The sequence below is a fragment of the Roseibium limicola genome (genome assembly GCF_017313085.1).
GTDB lineage: Bacteria > Pseudomonadota > Alphaproteobacteria > Rhizobiales > Stappiaceae > Roseibium > Roseibium limicola.
Genome location: NZ_JAFLNF010000007.1, coordinates 16,640 through 34,823 on the forward strand (window position 1 = coordinate 16,640; position 18,184 = coordinate 34,823).

Genomic DNA, 18,184 nt, shown 5'->3' on the forward strand with positions numbered 1-18,184 from the left:
GGAGACCTCGAAGAAACGTCGTGTCAGCTGTCCCGTGCGCCCAGCGCCCGAAGCACCTCGTCGGAGGTCTGCCGCGTCAGTGTGTCAACGGCCACCCGTGCCCGGGCCCGCTCGGCCCATTCGGCACCGACGTCCTTCGCCGGGTCCGGCAGCTTGTCGTAGGCAGCCAGAGCTGTTTCCAGATCAGCTTGCCCCACGGCCCGCTCCATGCGGCGCAGCTCGGCCTCCGGACCTTCGCCCGAGACATCGCCAGGGCCGCGCACCGCAATCAGTGAACGCGCTCCCGACAGCAGGCTGTCGAAAACGTCGCCGTCCCGTCCCGGCTTGGTGATGGCAGCAAACATCGCCCGCGCCGTTGCCGGGAACTCGGCAATCAGGGTTGGCGTCGGAGACACGCCTTTATCGGCATGAGCCGTCAAAGCCGAAAGATCCATATCGGCGGGCAGTCCGGCGCGCACCGCCGCCAGTTCCGCCTGATACGGCCGGCCAGAATCAATCGCCGACTTCAACGCGGCAATCGACAGGGCACGGGCGGCCAGCTCACGGGCTGTCGCATCGCCCATGGTCGCCTCGACGGCAGCCAGGCGCTTCGACATGGTGTCCAGTTGTTCCTTGATGGCTGTCTGATTGGCCGCGACCCGTCCGGACAACGTCTGGATATCCCCTGACAAGGCAGCCAGGCTTTCGCTGGAGCGCGACTGACTGTCGGCAAGCGTCTTCAGGGACACATCAGACGTCGACACGGCAGACTGGGCTGCCTTGGCAGTCGCCTCGACACTGTCCACCTGGTCGCTCAACCCCGACACAGTGGATTGCAGCTCCTGCAGATTGGCGCTGAGCGCATCTGCGGTTTTGATCTCGTCTTCAACGGAAGAAAGACTGGACTTGAGCCCTTCGATCTCCGACGTGATGCCGGAGAGATCAACCTGCGCAGCATCAGTCCCGGCACCATTCGCCGCACCGGCCTCAACCCGCGCGCTCAATGCGGCGATGTCCTGGCGCAGCGCATCAAGCGCGGCAGGATCTGTGCTTGCCCCCTCTGCGGAGGACGCTGTCTCGACCTTGGTTTCCAGCGCACTCAAACGCTCTGAAACATCAGAGCCCTCTGCGGAAGCAGTCGACCCTGCCTGAACCTGCGCTTCCAGTGCAGACACCCGGTTATCAAGCGTTTCGCCGCCTTCTTCAGGCATTGAGGCAATCGGCAGCATCCCGGCCACATGCAGACCGTAGGCACCTGACAGAACGACAGCACCGCCAAAGACGGCAGCAAACACCAGCCCGGCAACGCCGACGCCATGGCTCTCGGCCTGTGGAGGCGGCGTAAAGGATTTCGATCGCCGATCGGCATCGCTTGAGCTGGAAGCTCCTGCAGCCGACCCCGACGCAGGCACTGAAGAGGATCCGACCGCACTTGACCCTGTGGAGCCGGGCTTCGAGGCAGTGGAAGACGCAGATCCCGACGACGCAGAGCTGGCAGCCGAACTGTGTGGAGATGTCGCAGTGGATGGCTTGCTGCTTGCTGCGCCAGAAGAGCCAGAAACCCCAGACGTGCCGGATTTTGCACCGCTAGCGCTCGGGGCAGCTGACGAAGCGGCAGGCGTTCTGGCAGCATCCGGCTTGCCGGTTTCGCCCGCTGGCTTGCCGGCGATCGGCTTGGCTTCGAGATCAATCGTCACCGGCCGTTTGGATTTCGGCGGGATCGCACTGCTCTTTGCGCTGCTCGCCGTTTGCCCCTCAGACGTCGTCGACCCTTGCTTTGCGCCGGATTGCGCAGACGAGGGCTTGTCACCTGAAGATGGGGTCTTGCTGGAAGGATCTTTGTCCGTCGGCATCTGCTAGGTCCTCACCTTAAATCCCCGAAGGAACGGGGTTTCTCACATACTATACACGCCCTGAGAGCAAGCGGTAGCGGCATGCCAAAGTCTTTTCCGCGCTGCGGAAACACAGTCAGAACGGCTCGGGTTAAGACAGTCTTAACGCCGCTTTAAACAGCGCTTCTTCATTTGGGGCGGTGGCGATAACTGTTTCTACAAACTCGGGCAAGGATGAGGCAACCCCGTGCGACATCACTATAACGCGTTGATTGCGCAATAGTTCCAGTCCGGACGCAGCCGCTACCAATGTCGTGAAAATCTCGGCGCTGCGTCGGGAATACAGCAACGTCCCGTCCAGCTGACGCTCGGCCAGCGCTTGCTCAATCGTGTTGGGCAAATATCCCAGGACTTCCATCCGGTAGACCACTTGCGTGTCGACGGTGATCCCTGCCAATTGCAATGCAGCAGCCAGATCAAAGGCCCGATCTGCAGCTGCCGGATAAAGCAACCGGCCCTTCACGCCCGCCTGAAGAATCAGCTGCGCCAGATCGGCTCCCGCCCCCTTCGCCGACATCACCTGCGACCATCCGGCCTGGCGCATGGCGGTGGCAGACCGGTCACCGACAGCGAACACCGGAAGGCGCTTCAAGACATCGGCTTGGGAATCTTGCGCCAGAACCTCTGCGACACGGGCACTGGTCACAGCAATCGCTGCATACCCCGCGTCGGGCAGCAACGGCAATCCAACCGTCAGCTGCTGCATCAGCGGCACGGTCAGCACCTCATGCCCCAAGCCTGCAAGCCGTTGAGCACTCAGCGAGCATTGCGGCTCAGGACGCGTCACCAGAAAGCGCAAGATCCCCTCCCCTCAAGTCCCATCAGGTACTCAAAAAGCCAGGCCCCATCAGTTCTTTCAAGGCCTCACCGGCTTCCTGACCGATGCGTTCGGCGTCAGTCACCGGACCCGCCCGCTCGATGGAATGCATCTGCGACCCATCCGGCTTCAGAACCACTCCGCGCAGGATCAGGGTTTCTCCGGAGATCTCTGCCAATCCGCCAATCGGCGTCCGACAGGAACCATCAAGCACAGCAAGATACGCCCGCTCCGCCGTCAGCCGACGCTCTGTTTCTTCATCATGGATCGCAGACAACATGTCGAGGGTGGCCGTATCCCTGGCGCGACTCTCGATACAGATCGCCCCCTGACCGACGGCCGGCAGAAACTGATCGGGTTCCAAAACGCTGGTCACCACATCACCCAGGCCCAGACGCTTCAAGCCTGCATAGGCCAGCAGCGTCGCATCGACCTGGCCTTCTTCCAGCTTTCTCAAGCGGGTTTGAACGTTGCCCCGGTACATCACCACCTCGATATCGGGGCGCAAATGCTTGATCATCGCCTGGCGCCGGAGCGAGCTGGAGCCAACAACCGCATTCTGCGGCAGATCGAGAAGCGTTTCCGCCTTGGGCGAGATGAAGGCATCGCGCACATCTTCACGCGGCAGGAAGGCTGTCAGTGCCAGACCGTCGGGCAGCACTGTTGGCATGTCCTTGGAGGAATGCACAGCCAGATCCAGAGACCCGTCGAGAAGCCCCTCTTCGATTTCCTTGGTGAAAAGCCCCTTGCCGCCGACTTCAGACAACGGCCGGTCCTGAATCTTGTCGCCGGACGTCTTGATGACGACGATTTCGAATGCCTCTTCCGGCATGTTATGTGCGATCATCAAGCGGGAGCGCGTCTCATGAGCTTGCGCCAGAGCCAGAGCGCTACCGCGGGTTCCTATCCGCAAAGGTTTCGTTTGCAAGGATCACTATCCCGATGTTAGGGCCCTCTCGGGCAGATTTGAAACGACATGAGCGTCGATGAATGATAGGCCGTTGACTACCATTGGCCAATGAAACTGCAACCATGAAAACCGATTTTTCCGATTGCGACACGGGGTCGCTGACCGTTTTGGGCATCGAAACCAGCTGCGATGAAACCGCGGCGGCGGTCGTGCGCGGTCCGGCAGATCGGCAGATCCTGTCCAATGTAATCCGCTCACAGTTCGATGAACACAAGGCCTTCGGCGGCGTGGTGCCCGAAATTGCTGCCCGCGCCCATATCGAGGTGCTGGACAAGATCGTCCAGCAGGCGATGGATGAGGCTGGCTGCAGCTTCGATGACATTGATGCCGTCGCTGCGACTGCGGGCCCCGGCCTGATCGGCGGCGTGATCGTCGGCTTTCTGACAGCCAAAGCCATCGCCATGGCCGCTGCTAAACCCCTGATCGCCGTCAATCACCTGGAAGGCCACGCCCTGACGGCCCGTCTGACAGATGATCTGGAATTCCCGTTCCTGCTGCTGCTCGTCTCCGGCGGTCACAGTCAGTTTCTGCTGGTGAAAGGCGTTGGCGACTATGAGCGTCTCGGCACCACCATCGATGATGCGATTGGCGAGGCCTTCGACAAGACCGCCAAGCTGCTTGGCCTCCCCTATCCCGGCGGCCCCAACGTCGAGCGTCTGGCCCGCGAAGGTGACGTCAACCGCTTCAAGCTGCCGCGCCCCCTGCTCGACCGGCCCGGCCTCGACATGTCCTTTGCCGGACTGAAGACGGCTCTGCGCACCCAGGCCAAAAAACTCGAACCCATCGACGATCAGACCGTCGCTGACCTCTGCGCCGGGTTTCAGCGCGCCGTCTCCGATGTACTGGCCACACGCACCAGCCGGGCTCTGGGTCTGTTCAAGGATCGCTTTCCCGATGTGCAGCCAACGATCGTTGTGGCTGGGGGGGTGGCCGCCAATGCGGAGATTCGCAGCGCCCTTCTGGAGGCTGCCAAGCGTGTTGATGCGCGTTTCATCGCACCGCCGATGGCCCTTTGCACCGACAACGCAGCAATGATCGCCTGGGCCGGCATCGAGCGCCTGCGTCTGGGGCCGGTGGATGACATGGCCGTCAGCCCGCGCCCGCGCTGGCCTTTGGATCAGGACGCCAGCGGCGTTCTGGGTTCCGGCAAAAAAGGCGCGAAGGTTTAGGCTCAGGCAATCGCAGTCAGCCGGTTCCCCTGATGCTGTGAACTTGATACGAGTGAAGCCCTGATCCTTATTCGAACCTCCTCGGGCACCATTTTTGATGCAGATTTTTCACAAGGCCTACGTCTATCTGACCTGCGGGACGCAGTTGCTGGTTTTCAACGAGCCGGATACGCCGCAGCTGGGCCTTCAGGTGCCGGGCGGCACGATTGATCCGGGTGAAAGCTATCTGATTGGCGCACGGCGGGAGTTTCAGGAAGAGACTGGCCTGCAACTCGATGCCGCCTTCGAGCATTTTGCAGATCAGGATCTGCCGTTTGAAACGCTGGTGGCCCAAGGCAAGCACCAGGCACCGCCGGACCGGCCGCTGAAGGGACGACACCTGCGCAAACACTACCACGTCCGGATCCCGAGCCGGCCAGCGGAAGAATGGGAACATTACGAAATGACCCCGAGCAATGGCGGCCCACCGATTCGGTTCCGCTTGCACTGGATCGACCTGTTCGGCCCGGCCGCCCAGAACCCAAATATGTTTTTCGCCGGCTTCGGCGAACCGCTCGACGCCCTGCGCACCCGCTTCTGAAGGAGACCCGATTGCCCACTGCATCTGCTCAACGCTTTCAGAAAATTGTCGTCATCGGCGGCGGCGCCTGGGGCACTGCCCTGGCCCTGACCGCGGCCCGTGCCGGACGATCCGTCACCCTGTGGGCGCGGGACCAGAGCCTGATTACCGAGATGCGGAGCCGCAATCAGAACAGCCGCTACCTGCCGGGCATCACCTTTGATGAGGATCTGACGTTCACGGATCGGCTGTCGGACTGCAGCAAGGCCGACGCCATCCTGCTCGTCACCCCGGCCCAGACCACACGGGACATTTTGCGGGTTCTGCAAAATGAAGCCAAGCTCACTGTGCCGGTCGTGCTGTGTGCCAAGGGCATAGAACGCGGCACCGGGCAAATGCTGTCCGAGGTGCTGAAGGAGGAAGCGCGGCAGGCGGAAGCTGCCGTTCTTTCCGGCCCGAGCTTTGCGGACGACGTGGCTCGTGGCCTGCCAACCGCCGTGACCATTGCAGCAGAGACCGACGCAACCGCGCAAGGGCTCAGCCAGGCACTCGCCGCCCCCGCCTTCCGCCCCTATGCATCGACGGATGTCATTGGCGCCCAGATCGGTGGGGCCTTGAAAAACGTGTTGGCCATCGCCTGTGGCGCCGTGGTCGGCCGCAAGCTCGGCGCCAGCGCACAGGCGGCCCTGACGGCTCGCGGCTTTGCCGAATTGACCCGGCTGGCCCAAGCTCTTGGCGCCCGCCACGAAACGCTGACCGGCCTGTCCGGTCTCGGTGATCTGGTGCTCACCTGCTCCTCCACTCAGTCGCGCAACTTTTCATTCGGCCTCAAGCTCGGCAAGGGTCTTTTGGCTTCCGACTTGAAGGCCTCAGGCGGCAAACTGGCCGAAGGCGCCCACTCGGCCCGGATTGCCGTGACGCTTGGCGACCGGCTGAATGTCGACCTGCCTATTTGCAAGATTGTCGCACGTATGGTGGAAGAAGATCTTCCGATCGAAGAAGCCATTACCGCGCTCATGACGCGCCCGTTGAAATCAGAAACACCGCCAGCCTGATCCGCTGGCGTTTACCCACAAAGTCACACAAGGAAGCACAGATGCTTTTTGCCCTGATTTGTACAGACAAGCCCGGCGCCCTGCAGGTTCGCCTCGACAACCGCCCGGCTCACATCGAGTTTCTCAAGGGTCTGGGTGACCAGCTCAAAGGCGCCGGGCCATTTCTCAGTGAGGCAGGCGAGATGAACGGCTCTCTCGTTCTCATCGAAGCCTCCGACAAGTCCGCTGTCGAAGCACTGGCCGCGGCCGATCCCTATGCCAAGGCCGGCCTGTTCGAGAGCGTCGACATTCGCCCGTGGAACTGGGCTGTGAAGAACCCGGAGACCATCTAAGTGCAATACTGGTTGATCAAATCCGAACCCGACAAGTGGTCCTGGGAGCAGCAGAAAGCCAAGGGCGACGAAGGCGAACCCTGGGACGGCATTCGCAATTATCAGGCCCGCAACAACATGCGTGCCATGAAAATCGGCGACAAGGCGTTCTTCTACCATTCCAACATCGGCAAGGAAGTTGTTGGCGTTGTGGAAGTTTGCAGTGGAATTCACCCGGACCCGAAAACCGATGATCCGCGCTGGGAATGCGTTGATTTCAAAGCGGTTTGTGACATTCCAAAGCCGGTCACCCTGGCCCAGGTGAAGGCAGAGCCGCGGCTTGAGGAAATGTCTTTGGTGACAAGCATGCGCCTTTCGGTGCAGCCTGTGACCGAGAGAGAATGGTCCATCGTCTGCGAGATGGGTGGACTGGACGGCCCAGCGTAAGCCCGGAGACCCAATGGACGCACTGAATGATCCGATGAAATTCATTCATGCAGAGACCGTGGTTCGCCGCGTTCCCCATGCTCAGGAGATCCGGCTGCACGTGGCCGACGAGGCCATGGACCTGTGGCAAAAAACCGAAGAGGAGCTGGAGGCCCTGGGCCTTCCACCTCCCTTCTGGGCCTTCGCCTGGGCGGGAGGTCAAGCCCTCGCCCGCTATATTCTCGACAATCCCGATATTGTCGCCGGCAAGCAGATCCTCGATCTCGCCAGCGGATCAGGCGTTGTCGGCATCGCCGCTATGCTGGCCGGGGCAGCTCACTGCCAGGCAGTCGACATCGATCCCTTTGCCGCCCACGCAGCCAGAGCCAACGCAGCCCTGAACAATGTCATGCTCGACGTGGTGGACCGTGACATCACCGGGGATGGCCCGCCGCCGGTCGACGTCATCTTCTGCGGTGATGTGTTTTACGAACAACCGATGGCAGAAAAGATCCTGCCTTTCATCGACAGAGCTTTGACTGCGGGAATTAGCGTTTTTGTCGGTGATCCCGGCCGCAGCTATCTGCCAAGGGAGCGGTTGGAGCTTCTGGCCACCTACGAGATCGAGGTGATTGCCAATCTTGAGGATGCCACCATTAAAAAAACCAGCGTGTTTAAGCTGTTGGAACCCGCTGCGGCAAAAGCGCCTTAAATTTGCACAAGGCAATAAAGTCGGCACAACCTCTTCAACTTTGAAAAATTTTCGCTAGCATGTGGCCTCGGCATTCGCCAGTTCACACCCCTTCCCAGCATTGCGTCCCAAGGAGCCATCCGCATGCCTATCGTCAATCGCCTCGCAGAGCTTCATGAAGAGATCACCGCATGGCGGCGCGATTTTCACGAGAACCCTGAAATCCTCTATGAAACCGTTCGCACCGGCGAAAAGGTTGCGGAGCTGTTGAAAGGGTTTGGCGCGGACGAAGTGGTCACCGGCATTGGTCAGACCGGCGTGGTCGCCGTCATCAAGGGCCGCAACGGGGGCTCCGGCAAGACGCTGGGCCTGCGCGCCGACATGGACGCCCTGCCGATCGACGAAATCACCGGCAAGCCCTATGCCTCGAAAGTTCCGGGAAAGATGCATGCCTGTGGCCACGACGGCCACACCGCCATGCTGCTGGGTGCGGCCAAGTATCTGGCGGAAACCAGAAACTTCGATGGCACCGTTGTCGTCATCTTCCAGCCTGCCGAAGAAGGTGGCGCTGGCGCCAAGGCGATGATCGACGACGGACTGATGACCCGCTGGCACATCGACGAAGTCTACGGCATGCACAATTATCCGGGTCTGCCGGTTGGCGAATTTGCCATTCGTCCGGGCGCGATGATGGCCGCGACCGATGAATTCGCCGTCACTATCAAGGGCCGCGGCGGTCATGCAGCAAAGCCACACGAAACAATTGATCCGGTTGTCTGCGCCGCCCAGGTCGTCACCTCCCTGCAGACAATCGCCAGCCGCAACCTCGATCCGTTAAAGTCTGTCGTGGTTTCAGTAACGATTTTCCAGGCAGGCAACGCTTTCAACGTCATCCCTCAGGAAGTTCTTTTGCGCGGCACGGTCCGCACCCTGGATGCAGGCGTTCGTGAGCTGGCTGAAGAACGTTTCAAGGCCATCGTGGAAAACACCGCCACGGCGTTCGGCGCCGTCGCCGAGATCGACTACATCCTCGGCTATCCGGTTGTCGTCAACCACGAAGACCAGACCTACTTCGCCGCAGATGTTGCCGAAGACGTTGCTGGCACAGGCAAGGTCAATCGCGACCTCCCACCAATGATGGGTGGAGAAGACTTCGCCTACATGCTTGAAGAACGTCCAGGCGCCTTCATTTATACTGGAAATGGCGACAGCGCCGGCCTCCACCACCCGATGTATGATTTCAACGACGACGCCATCCTTTACGGCAGTTCGTACTGGATCAAACTGGTCGAGACCTCCCTGCGCGCCGCAGCCTAAGTCTCTAAAAACGCAAAATTAAAGCGCATCGGTGGAGAGTTGGATACTCTTTGCCGGTGCGTTTTAACGTTTGCCTTACCATATCAATCTGTTAGCCGCCTCATAGTAACAAATACCTATAAAAAACAGGCAATTATGGTCTCAAGCTTCATTTTACCAGCTTGGACCAAGCCCTATGACGATCCAGCCAGTACATCCCGCAACATTTCGTTTCACGATAAACCCACAGATGTTCCTGACCAATGCAGCCTCCGTTTTGGAATATGCGCTGCAGCCCATCGTCGACAGTCATACCGGTGACCTTTATGGCATCGAGGCGCTGCTGAGAAACGTCGAGCAGCTGGATTGCACCTATCCCAGCGACGTCTTCGACAAGGCCTACGAGCTCAATTGCCTCGTTGAGCTGGAACTGATCCTGCGCCGCAAGGCAATTGCCAAGCTTGCCAGCGCCCGCCTGCCGCGCAACACCCGCCTGTTTCTCAACGTCGATGCCCGTCTGCTCGAGACTGAGAACGACCTGACCGCCAAGACGGCCGAATTGCTTAGCGAGTACGGCTTTACACCGGCGATCATCTGCCTGGAGCTTTCCGAGGCAAAGGACATTTCCTCAGCCGGTCAGACGAAACATTTCATCGCAGAAGCCCGCCGACTGGATTTCTCCATCGCGATCGACGACTTCGGCAAGGGCTTTTCCCAGCTCAAGAGCCTCTACGACTTCGAGCCTGAAATCATCAAGATCGACCGCTTCTTCGTACAGTCGATCCAGAGCGATGCCCGCAAGCGCCTCCTCGTCTCATCGGCGGTGGAACTGGCCCATGTTCTGGGCATGCGGGTCGTAGCCGAAGGTGTCGAGACCCGTGCGGAATTCCTCACCTGCCGCGAAATCGGCTGCGATCTCATCCAGGGCTATCTGATTTCTCATCCCACCACACGCAGCGACGACATTCTCGATCGCTATCCGCAAGCCATCGACACCTCCGCCACGACAACGGCCACTGCCACCCCGGACGGCATCTCCAACCCCTTTGAAGATTTGCTGAAGCGAGAGATCAAGCCGCTCATCGCCCTGCGCGACGATGCCAGGATGGACGAAGTCCTGACCATGCTGCGTGCGGGCCGCGCCTATCCGTTCATTCCCGTTATCAATGCCGCAGACGAACCCCGAGGGCTGATCAAGGAAGCCGACATCAAGGAACTGATCTACATGCCTTTCGGGCAAGATCTGTTGCGCAACAAAGCCGTCAACAACCGGGTGAAGAGCTTTCTCCACCGCTGCCCCATCGCCGATCTGCACTCCAAGCTGGATCAGCTGATCGGGCTGATCGCCAATGAGGATGATCAGAGCGGCGGCGTGATCGTCACCAAGAACGGCAAATATTATGGCTTCCTGACCACCAGCTCGCTGCTGAAGATCGCCAATGAAATCCGCATGCGCGCCGCAGAAGATCAGAACCCTCTCTCAAAGTTGCCTGGCAACGGCAGCGTGACTTCATTCGTGGTGGAGGAAGCAACCCGCTCCGATACCGAGCGTAGTTTCTGCTACATCGACTTCGACCACTTCAAGCCGTTCAACGATGCCTACGGCTTCAGAACCGGAGACCGCGCTCTCCTGCTTTTCTCCGAATTGGCACGGCGCTGTGTGGCAGATCAGGAAGATTTCATCGGCCACATTGGTGGCGACGACTTCTTCATCGGCTTCAAGAAGCAGGATTTTGGCAAGGTGCAACAAGTCCTGATCGATCTGCGCAACGAGTTCAGACATCAAGCTGAAAGCTTCTACGATGCGAAGCACCGGGAAGACGGATATATCCTGTCGAAGGATCGCGCCGGCATCGACCGCAAGTTCTCTCTGCTGACCTGCTCCATTGCCGTGGTACATCTCCCCAAAGGCTTGCGGGTCGATGATCAGGACATCTTGTGGCGCCAGATCGCCCTGATGAAACAACAGGCCAAAGAAAGCGCTGACGGACTGGCGACGACCACATTCGGTCAGAATTTCAAGCCAAGTAAGGCGGTACTCTAATTCACCAAGAATGGCCTTGCGGCGCATTGCCCAACTAAGGATAAAGGGCGCAATGCAGGAGACCATTGCATGTCCTCACTCCTCGACTGGTTCTTTCCGGACCAGCTTTCACTCGCCGTTACGCTCATCATGATCGTCGTCAGCTTCGTGACGTCTGCCCTGACCGCAGCTGTCGGCCTCGGCGGTGGACTGGCCTTGATTGCCGTCATGGCCAATCTCATGCCCGCCGCAGCTCTCGTTCCTGTCCATGGGGTTGTGCAGCTCGGCTCGAACGCCGGCAGAGCGCTTGTCCAGGTCCGCCATGTCGACTGGAGCATCGTGCTGTGGTTCGCCATTGGCGCAGTCTTTGGGGCCGCCGTCGGTGGCGCCATCGCCGTCAATCTGCCCGATGCATGGCTGCGCCTCGGCATTGGCTGTTTCGTGCTCTGGGTGGTTTGGGGCAAGCCCCTGAAGCTCGGCCAGTTCGCCAAGCAGGCAATGGGCTTTGCCGGTTTTCTCGGGACGTTGATGTCGATGTTCTTTGGCGCTGCCGGCCCCATCGGCGCCAGCGTCTTGTCCACACTCGGCCTGACCCGCCATCAATTTGTTGCCAATCAGGCGGCGACAGCTCTGATCATGCATGTCTTCAAGGTCATTGCCTTCGGTGTCCTGGGCTTTGCCTTTGCTCCCTGGGCAGGCCTGATCATCCTCATGATCATCAGTGGCTTCGCCGGGACGCTGGTCGGCAGCCAGCTGTTGGGTCGGATGAAGGAAAGCACCTTCCGCGTCGGGTTCAAGATTGTCATGACCCTGTTGGCGCTCAACCTGCTGTGGCAAGGCACCAGCCGCCTCATGGCGTAACATCAGGGCGCGGAAACACCACCGAAATGCTCAAAGTTGAGCGGACCGACGGGACAGTTGAAATCTTTTGAACTCTCATACCGTCAGCCAGGCCCTGGCAGCGCTTGTCAGCCTCGCCACAAGACGGTAACCAACAGTGACAAAAACCAACATAACATCAAGGGCGGACACTCCCATGGCGACACACAAGCTCCTTCTGCTTCCGGGCGACGGCATTGGCCCGGAAATCATGGTCGAAGTGAAGAAGATCATTGCCTGGCTCAACACCCAGGGCAAAGAAACTTTCGAAACCGATGAGGGACTTGTCGGCGGCGCTGCATACGACGCCCACGGTCAGGCTATCTCCGAGGAAGACATGGCCAAGGCCATGGACGCCGACGCCGTGATCTTCGGCGCTGTTGGCGGCCCGAAGTGGGATGCCGTCCCTTACGAAGTGCGCCCGGAAGCTGGCCTGCTGCGCCTGCGCAAGGACATGGAGCTGTTTGCCAACCTGCGCCCGGCGATCTGCTATCCGGCCCTGGCCGATGCCTCGTCGCTGCGCAAGGACGTCATTGAAGGCCTCGACATCCTGATCGTGCGTGAGCTGACCGGCGGCGTCTACTTCGGTGAGCCGAAGGAAATCAAGGACCTCGGCAACGGCCAGAAGCGCGGCATCGATACGCAGGTCTACGACACCTACGAGATCGAACGCATCGCCAAGGCCGCCTTCGAGCTGGCCCGTACCCGTGGTGGCAGGGTCACCTCGATGGAAAAGCGCAACGTCATGAAGTCCGGCGTGCTCTGGAACGAAGTCGTCACCCAGACCCACAAGGCCGGCTACGAAGACGTGCAGCTCGATCACATGCTGGCCGATGCTGGCGGCATGCAGCTGGTTCGCTGGCCCAAGCAGTTCGATGTCATCGTCACCGACAACCTGTTCGGCGACATGCTGTCGGATGTCGCTGCCATGCTGACCGGCTCGCTCGGCATGCTGCCGTCCGCCTCGCTTGGGGCGCCTGATCCCAAGACCGGCCGCCGCAAGGCCATGTATGAACCGGTACACGGCTCCGCACCGGACATCGCCGGCACGGGTGCGGCCAACCCGATCGCCATGATCGCCTCCTTCGCCATGGCCCTGCGCTACTCCTTCGAGCTGGTCGCAGAAGCCGACCTGGTGGAAAAGGCAATCGCCAACACCCTCGACAAGGGCCTGCGCACCCGTGATATCTCGGCCGAAGGCGACACCGTGATCTCCACCGCCGAAATGGGCGATGCGATCCTCGCCGAACTGGACGCGCTGAGCGCCTGACACGAATGAATTTGAGAAAAGACCGTCAGGGGCTTGCCCCCTGGCGGTCTTTTTCCGTTATAAGGCCCGCAATTCCTCCTACCTTAGTCAGGACACGGCAATGAGCGACAAGATCGGCCCCTTTCTCGGCACCTGGATCCTGGACACTTCCGCCAGCGAATTCGAACAGGGCGAACCGCCCAAGAGCGCCAGCCTGAAAATTGAAGACAACTTCGGCATGGTGATCTTCACCATGAACCAGATTGACGTCGAAGGGCTTGTCACCAATGACACCTTCGAGGCAGTGCCTGATGGCCCTGAAATCAAGCTCGGCAAGAGCGGCCTGGTCGATGCCATGTCGCTTCGCTTTGAAGGCGATCGCAATCTGGTTTCGGACGCCCGCAAGGGGCAACTGACGATCATGAAGGCCGACCGCGAGCTATCCCAGGACGGCACCACCCTGACGGTCACCCAGACCGTGCACCTCGTCGATGTCGACAGTTTCACCAATGTGACGGTCTACCGCCGGGCTCAGTAAGCAGCACGCCATCAAGCGTGCCATTCATCGGCACGAAAGCGAGTATCGCTGCAAAGTGCACAGAAACCGGGCCTTTCTCGGCCCGCCCCCTGTCACTTCTCTTGAGAATTCTCCCAAACCGCACCTAAGTTGGGGAAGCTTCGGACCCAGGAGGTGGGTCCGGTCGTTTGGGAGGGCGATATGCTGACGAAACTGCCTTGCGGCGCCGCCGCGAACCTGGCGCTCGGTCTTATGGCCGCCGCGCAGGCCGAAACCGACCTATCTGCTGCTCTGAACAAGATCACGCCGTTGAACGGATCCCTGCTGGCATCCGCTGACTGCGCCGCCGTCGTACACCGGATTTCCTATGACAATTAAGAAATCCAGCGCGCGATCTGCCGCGGCAAAATCAGCTGATCTCAAGCCGACAGGCTCTGATATTCATCCGTTGTTTCTGCAGGAACATGACAAGGAAACCGCCAGCAGCGTTTCGGCGGCCGCCTCGACCCCGCAGCAAGAAAAACCGCCGAGCGAACAAAAGCCGCATGCATTCCGCTTGCCTGGTGCTGCCATTCGTCTCTACTCCACCGGCCTGACCATGTTGATCTTCGGATTATCAGTGGCAACGGGAGAACTTCAGGCGGCCGACGCATCGGCTTCCCACAAGAGACCTCAGGTCTGCATCACCGACCTGGAAGCCCCTGCAACCATGATAACCCCGGCCATCACACCTGACCTTTAGCGTCTCTGCAACAGGAGATGCGGCACCCGACCCCCGGCAGGCATCAGCGCTGCCGGGGGTGTTATACCCAACGGCATCACGATTAATTGCCCTCAGACGGCTTGTCTTCGCTGCGAGAAAAACCAGCTTAAGTTGTATCCGAAACCGACCGGAGACAAGATATGCGCCGAACACCCCTGCTCCTCAGCACTGCCGCTGCTTTCCTTCTGCCCGTCACCGCTCATGCTGAGTACGAGGACATCCTCTCCAGGATCAATCTGCCCGACGGATTTGAAATTTCTGTCTTTGCCGAAGTGCCCGGAGCCAGAACACTTCTGCATGATCCGACAACCGGCGTCGTTTTCGTCAGCTCCAGAAGCGATATGATCCACGCTGTCGTCGACAAGGACGACGATGGCGTTGCAGACACCGTCACCCAGATCGGCTCCGGGCTGAATGTACCCAACGGCATCGGCCTGAAAGACGGCAAGCTCTTCATCGCCCTTAACGATCAGGTCGTATCCTGGCAGATACCGCAAGACTATGATGGCACCGGACAGCTATCTGACCTGCAGACAGTCGCAGGCGGCTTCAACACCAGTCCCCATCACGGTTGGCGCTACAGTGCCTTCGGCCCGGACGGAAAATTTTATGTCGCGCTCGGCGCGCCCTGCAACATTTGCGAGTTGGAAGACAACACCGGCAAGATCGTTCGCCTTGCAGATGACGGCAGCTCTTGGGACGTCATCGCCGACGGCACCCGCAATTCCGTTGGCTTCGACTGGCACCCGACATCGGGTGAACTCTGGTTCACCGACAATGGCGCCGACCGCATGGGCGACGACATTCCACCCGACGAGCTGAACCGGGTGACCCGGGCCGCCCAACACTTCGGCTACCCCTATGAAGGTGGTCAGGGCATCCCGCTGACCGGCTATGAAGATACCAAGCCGCCGGTCGAGACGACGCCCGCCGCCCTCGATTTCCAGGCCCACTCTGCCAATCTCGGCATCGACTTCTACGAAGGCGACATGCTGCCGGCAGAATATCGCAATGATGCCATTGTCGCCCAGCACGGATCCTGGAACCGCTCGACACCCGTCGGTTACCAGTTGATGCGTATCCGCTTTGACGATCAGGGCAACGCCACCGGGAAGGAAGTCTTCGCCGACGGTTGGCTCGCCTCCGACGAAACCGTCTATGGCCGCCCGGTCGATATCGAGGAACTGCCCGATGGCTCGCTGCTGGTCTCGGACGATTCCGAGGGGCTGATCTATCGGATCACCTACTCCGGTTCCTGAAACGGGCACAATTCCGAACACCAAAAAACGCCCGGGGGATTGCTCCTCCGGGCGCTGGCTTTCGGTCTTGAAGGGAACCGATGCTTGAAAAGGCTTACTTCAGGTCGGAAACCGGGCCGAGGTTGAACAGCTCGGTTGCGCCCGGAGCATCGTCAACACCGTCGTTGTCGGTCACCAGGATCACTTCGCCCGCAGCCGTCACGGTCAGACCTTCCGGCTTGTCGAGAACCCAGCCGTGGGACGCCTGCAGTTCCGGCAGGATGTCCTTGACCTTGGTCTTGGTAACAACCGGCAACTCGGAGCCATAGGCCACCGGGGTCACGCCGCTGAGGGAGACCTTGGTGATCTGTTTGATGGTGGCGAATTCACCGCCCTGGTTGTCACGCTCCAGGATCAGGAAGTCTTCACCACCCAGAGAGACGATCTCCGACAGGCCAACCCAGCCGCCAGCCGCACTTGTCGGTGCATCGAGCGGGTAATGCACGAAGCCCCAGGACTTGTCCGAAGGGTTGTAGATGGCCAGCTTGACCATGCCCTTCGGATCGTCCTTCCATTCACGCTGTACAGCCACGGCGACGAGCGTCTGGCCATCGCGTTCAAACTCGGCCACGCCTTCGAAGGAGTGGCGCTTCGACTGTGCGACCAGATCTTCCGGCAGAGTGATTTCTTCCTCGACTGTGCCGTCAGCAGCAACCTTCAGCAGAAGATGGTTCATCTCCTTTTCCAGGTTGCCTTCAGACGCCACCCAGAAACCGCCGGCCTTGGCGACCGCGATGCCTTCCAGGTCGTACTTCGGCGTATCGGTACCCTGCAGGATCACAGCAGAGGTGATCTGGGCCGGCTTGGAGGAGATGTCGAGCGTCAGGATCTTCGACTTGTCGTAGAAGCTGTCGGTCACTGCGAAGAGCTTGTTGGCATCTTCCGGATCCGCTGCCAGACCGGACAGAGCGCCCCAGCCGATCGGAGCGCCAGTTTCAGCGTCCTTTGCGGAGACAACCATCGGGTAGGAAGCTTCTTCGGCACCGAATTCATAAAGCGAAACCTGGGCACGCACGCCATCTTCATCAACCTCGTTGGCGACAACGAAGAGATTGCGCGACGGCAGGGCGATGGAGCCTTCCGGGCCGACATGGGTCGGCAGGATCTGGACGTATTCCGGCTCGGCGCCTGTGTCCTTGTAAACTGCGACGAAGTTACCGCGCTCGGAGTTGACGAAGATGTAGGTCTCGCCCCCAAAGGTGCCGACGGCGACGCCTTCCGGCTCCGTGCCCTTCTTGGAAGCGCGCTTGGCCGGATAGTGACCTGTCTCCATGCCAAGGTGCTCCATTTGGGCACCGCTGTCGAAGAGCACATCGCCCGTGACGTTCCAGATGGTGAAGCCACGCGAACCGCCCTTGTAGTCGCCTTCGTTGGCAGTGACAAAGCGCTCGTCATCGAGCCAGGCAACAGCATCCGGCTCACGCGGAACATCGACAATGGAACCGCTGGCATCGCTCATGCGGTCTTTCTTCACCGGGATGTTTTCAACCGTGACCTTGCCGGCGGAGAAGTTGGCCGTCACTTCGCCCGTCGCCAGATCAACGATGGCCAGGTGGTTGTTTTCCTGCAGGGTCACAACAGCCTGGTTCCTGGAGTTGATGGAAACGAATTCCGGCTCCGGATCGGTCGGAGCTACCTCAGCAAAACCGGTCATGTCAACAATGCGAACATTGTCGCAGTTGGTCGGTGCGCCGTTCTCGTCCAGATCGAAAATCGCCAGATGTCCGGCAGGCATCTGCGGGATGACGCCGTCGTTGAGGTCTTCGTCACGCTCGTTTTCGATGGCAATGACGACAAATTTTCCGTCTGGCGATGTCGCTACGCTGTCAGGCTGGCCCTTCACGTCGCACTTGGCGGTGATCCCCATGTCGCTCAGGGCGATGACGGCCAGATGACCGGTCGGGTTGACGTAGTCTGCGCTGGTGTTGACACCAGCGTAGGCGAAGGAAGCACCAACGGAAACGGACGTCGGCTCGCCATCCAGGGCAACACGCCCCTTCGGTGCCGGAGCAGTGGCGTCGCTTACATCAACGAAGACAACCGCTTCAGCCGGACTGTCGCTGAAGACCAGCGTGTTGCCGTCCTTGGTGGCGGAGATGATTTCAGCCGATGTCTGTGTCGCTGGGTCAACCCCTTCACCCAGGGTCTTGTAGACCGGATAGGTGTTGATGCGCTCGAAGAACGAACCGGCCTGCGCCTGACCGGCAACACCCAGTGTGATCGCCAGGCTGACGCCAGCCAGGAATTGTTTGCGAAGTGTCATTGCTTGATGCCCCAAGATTTTTGCGGC

General features: G+C 60.0%; 19 protein-coding genes. 15 read left to right on the top strand and 4 right to left on the bottom strand.

Annotated features, from left to right (window positions below; translation table 11 throughout):
• Positions 1–23 precede the first annotated feature (23 nt).
• Complete coding sequence (locus J0X15_RS15195; RefSeq protein ID WP_209015377.1) at positions 24–1,391, bottom strand: COG4223 family protein; 1,368 nt, start codon at positions 1,389–1,391, stop codon at positions 24–26.
• Positions 1,392–1,440: 49 nt separating this feature from the next.
• Here J0X15_RS15195 and J0X15_RS15200 point away from each other — a divergent pair, with 49 nt between their 5' ends.
• The gene (locus J0X15_RS15200; protein WP_206942478.1) at positions 1,441–1,839 is read left to right on the top strand and encodes a hypothetical protein; all 399 of its coding nucleotides are present in this window, start codon (positions 1,441–1,443) and stop codon (positions 1,837–1,839) included.
• A 123-nt stretch (positions 1,840–1,962) separates the two neighbouring features.
• Here J0X15_RS15200 and J0X15_RS15205 read toward each other — a convergent pair whose 3' ends face one another.
• Positions 1,963–2,670 carry a uroporphyrinogen-III synthase gene (locus J0X15_RS15205; RefSeq protein ID WP_206942480.1) on the bottom strand — a complete coding sequence of 236 codons (708 nt, stop codon included), beginning with the start codon at positions 2,668–2,670 and terminating at the stop codon, positions 1,963–1,965.
• Between the two features lie 22 nt (positions 2,671–2,692).
• A complete protein-coding gene (hemC, locus tag J0X15_RS15210) occupies positions 2,693–3,616 on the bottom strand; it encodes a hydroxymethylbilane synthase (RefSeq protein ID WP_206942487.1) in 924 nt (307 codons plus the stop codon).
• Positions 3,617–3,756: 140 nt separating this feature from the next.
• On the opposite strand from hemC, the gene tsaD reads away from it, so the two are divergent.
• From tsaD to J0X15_RS15280, 14 genes are all read left to right on the top strand, one after another.
• Positions 3,757–4,827 (top strand): tRNA (adenosine(37)-N6)-threonylcarbamoyltransferase complex transferase subunit TsaD, encoded by a 1,071-nt coding sequence (gene tsaD, locus J0X15_RS15215; protein ID WP_209015400.1) that lies wholly within the window; start codon positions 3,757–3,759, stop codon positions 4,825–4,827.
• Between the two features lie 97 nt (positions 4,828–4,924).
• Positions 4,925–5,407 (top strand): NUDIX hydrolase, encoded by a 483-nt coding sequence (locus J0X15_RS20225; RefSeq protein ID WP_206942498.1) that lies wholly within the window; start codon positions 4,925–4,927, stop codon positions 5,405–5,407.
• Positions 5,408–5,418: 11 nt separating this feature from the next.
• Positions 5,419–6,441, top strand: a complete 1,023-nt coding sequence (locus J0X15_RS15225) for an NAD(P)H-dependent glycerol-3-phosphate dehydrogenase (RefSeq protein ID WP_206942500.1) — start codon at positions 5,419–5,421, stop codon at positions 6,439–6,441.
• Between the two features lie 41 nt (positions 6,442–6,482).
• A complete protein-coding gene (locus tag J0X15_RS15230) occupies positions 6,483–6,773 on the top strand; it encodes a YciI-like protein (protein WP_206942502.1) in 291 nt (96 codons plus the stop codon).
• Positions 6,774–7,199: an EVE domain-containing protein gene (locus J0X15_RS15235; protein WP_206942511.1), complete on the top strand. Its 426-nt coding sequence runs from the start codon at positions 6,774–6,776 to the stop codon at positions 7,197–7,199.
• A 13-nt stretch (positions 7,200–7,212) separates the two neighbouring features.
• Positions 7,213–7,890, top strand: coding sequence for a class I SAM-dependent methyltransferase (locus tag J0X15_RS15240; RefSeq protein WP_206942514.1), 678 nt, complete (start codon positions 7,213–7,215; stop codon positions 7,888–7,890).
• A 123-nt stretch (positions 7,891–8,013) separates the two neighbouring features.
• On the top strand, positions 8,014–9,186 hold the full coding sequence (locus tag J0X15_RS15245) for a M20 aminoacylase family protein (protein WP_206942516.1): 1,173 nt from the start codon (positions 8,014–8,016) through the stop codon (positions 9,184–9,186).
• A gap of 229 nt (positions 9,187–9,415) precedes the next feature.
• Positions 9,416–11,209 (top strand): GGDEF domain-containing protein, encoded by a 1,794-nt coding sequence (locus tag J0X15_RS15250; RefSeq protein ID WP_209015379.1) that lies wholly within the window; start codon positions 9,416–9,418, stop codon positions 11,207–11,209.
• A 69-nt stretch (positions 11,210–11,278) separates the two neighbouring features.
• Positions 11,279–12,049 carry a sulfite exporter TauE/SafE family protein gene (locus J0X15_RS15255; RefSeq protein ID WP_206942520.1) on the top strand — a complete coding sequence of 257 codons (771 nt, stop codon included), beginning with the start codon at positions 11,279–11,281 and terminating at the stop codon, positions 12,047–12,049.
• Between the two features lie 175 nt (positions 12,050–12,224).
• On the top strand, positions 12,225–13,337 hold the full coding sequence (gene leuB / locus J0X15_RS15260) for a 3-isopropylmalate dehydrogenase (protein ID WP_206942522.1): 1,113 nt from the start codon (positions 12,225–12,227) through the stop codon (positions 13,335–13,337).
• Between the two features lie 100 nt (positions 13,338–13,437).
• Positions 13,438–13,854 carry a hypothetical protein gene (locus tag J0X15_RS15265; protein WP_206942524.1) on the top strand — a complete coding sequence of 139 codons (417 nt, stop codon included), beginning with the start codon at positions 13,438–13,440 and terminating at the stop codon, positions 13,852–13,854.
• A 180-nt stretch (positions 13,855–14,034) separates the two neighbouring features.
• The gene (locus J0X15_RS15270; RefSeq protein ID WP_206942527.1) at positions 14,035–14,211 is read left to right on the top strand and encodes a hypothetical protein; all 177 of its coding nucleotides are present in this window, start codon (positions 14,035–14,037) and stop codon (positions 14,209–14,211) included.
• Positions 14,201–14,575, top strand: coding sequence for a hypothetical protein (locus J0X15_RS15275; protein ID WP_206942529.1), 375 nt, complete (start codon positions 14,201–14,203; stop codon positions 14,573–14,575). Before J0X15_RS15270 ends, J0X15_RS15275 begins: the two co-directional genes overlap by 11 nt.
• A gap of 161 nt (positions 14,576–14,736) precedes the next feature.
• Entirely contained in the window at positions 14,737–15,855 is a 1,119-nt protein-coding gene (locus J0X15_RS15280; RefSeq protein ID WP_206942531.1) for a PQQ-dependent sugar dehydrogenase, read from the top strand.
• Between the two features lie 94 nt (positions 15,856–15,949).
• On the opposite strand, the gene J0X15_RS15285 is transcribed toward J0X15_RS15280, so the two are convergent.
• Positions 15,950–18,157, bottom strand: a complete 2,208-nt coding sequence (locus J0X15_RS15285; protein ID WP_206942533.1) for an esterase-like activity of phytase family protein — start codon at positions 18,155–18,157, stop codon at positions 15,950–15,952.
• Positions 18,158–18,184 lie beyond the last annotated feature (27 nt).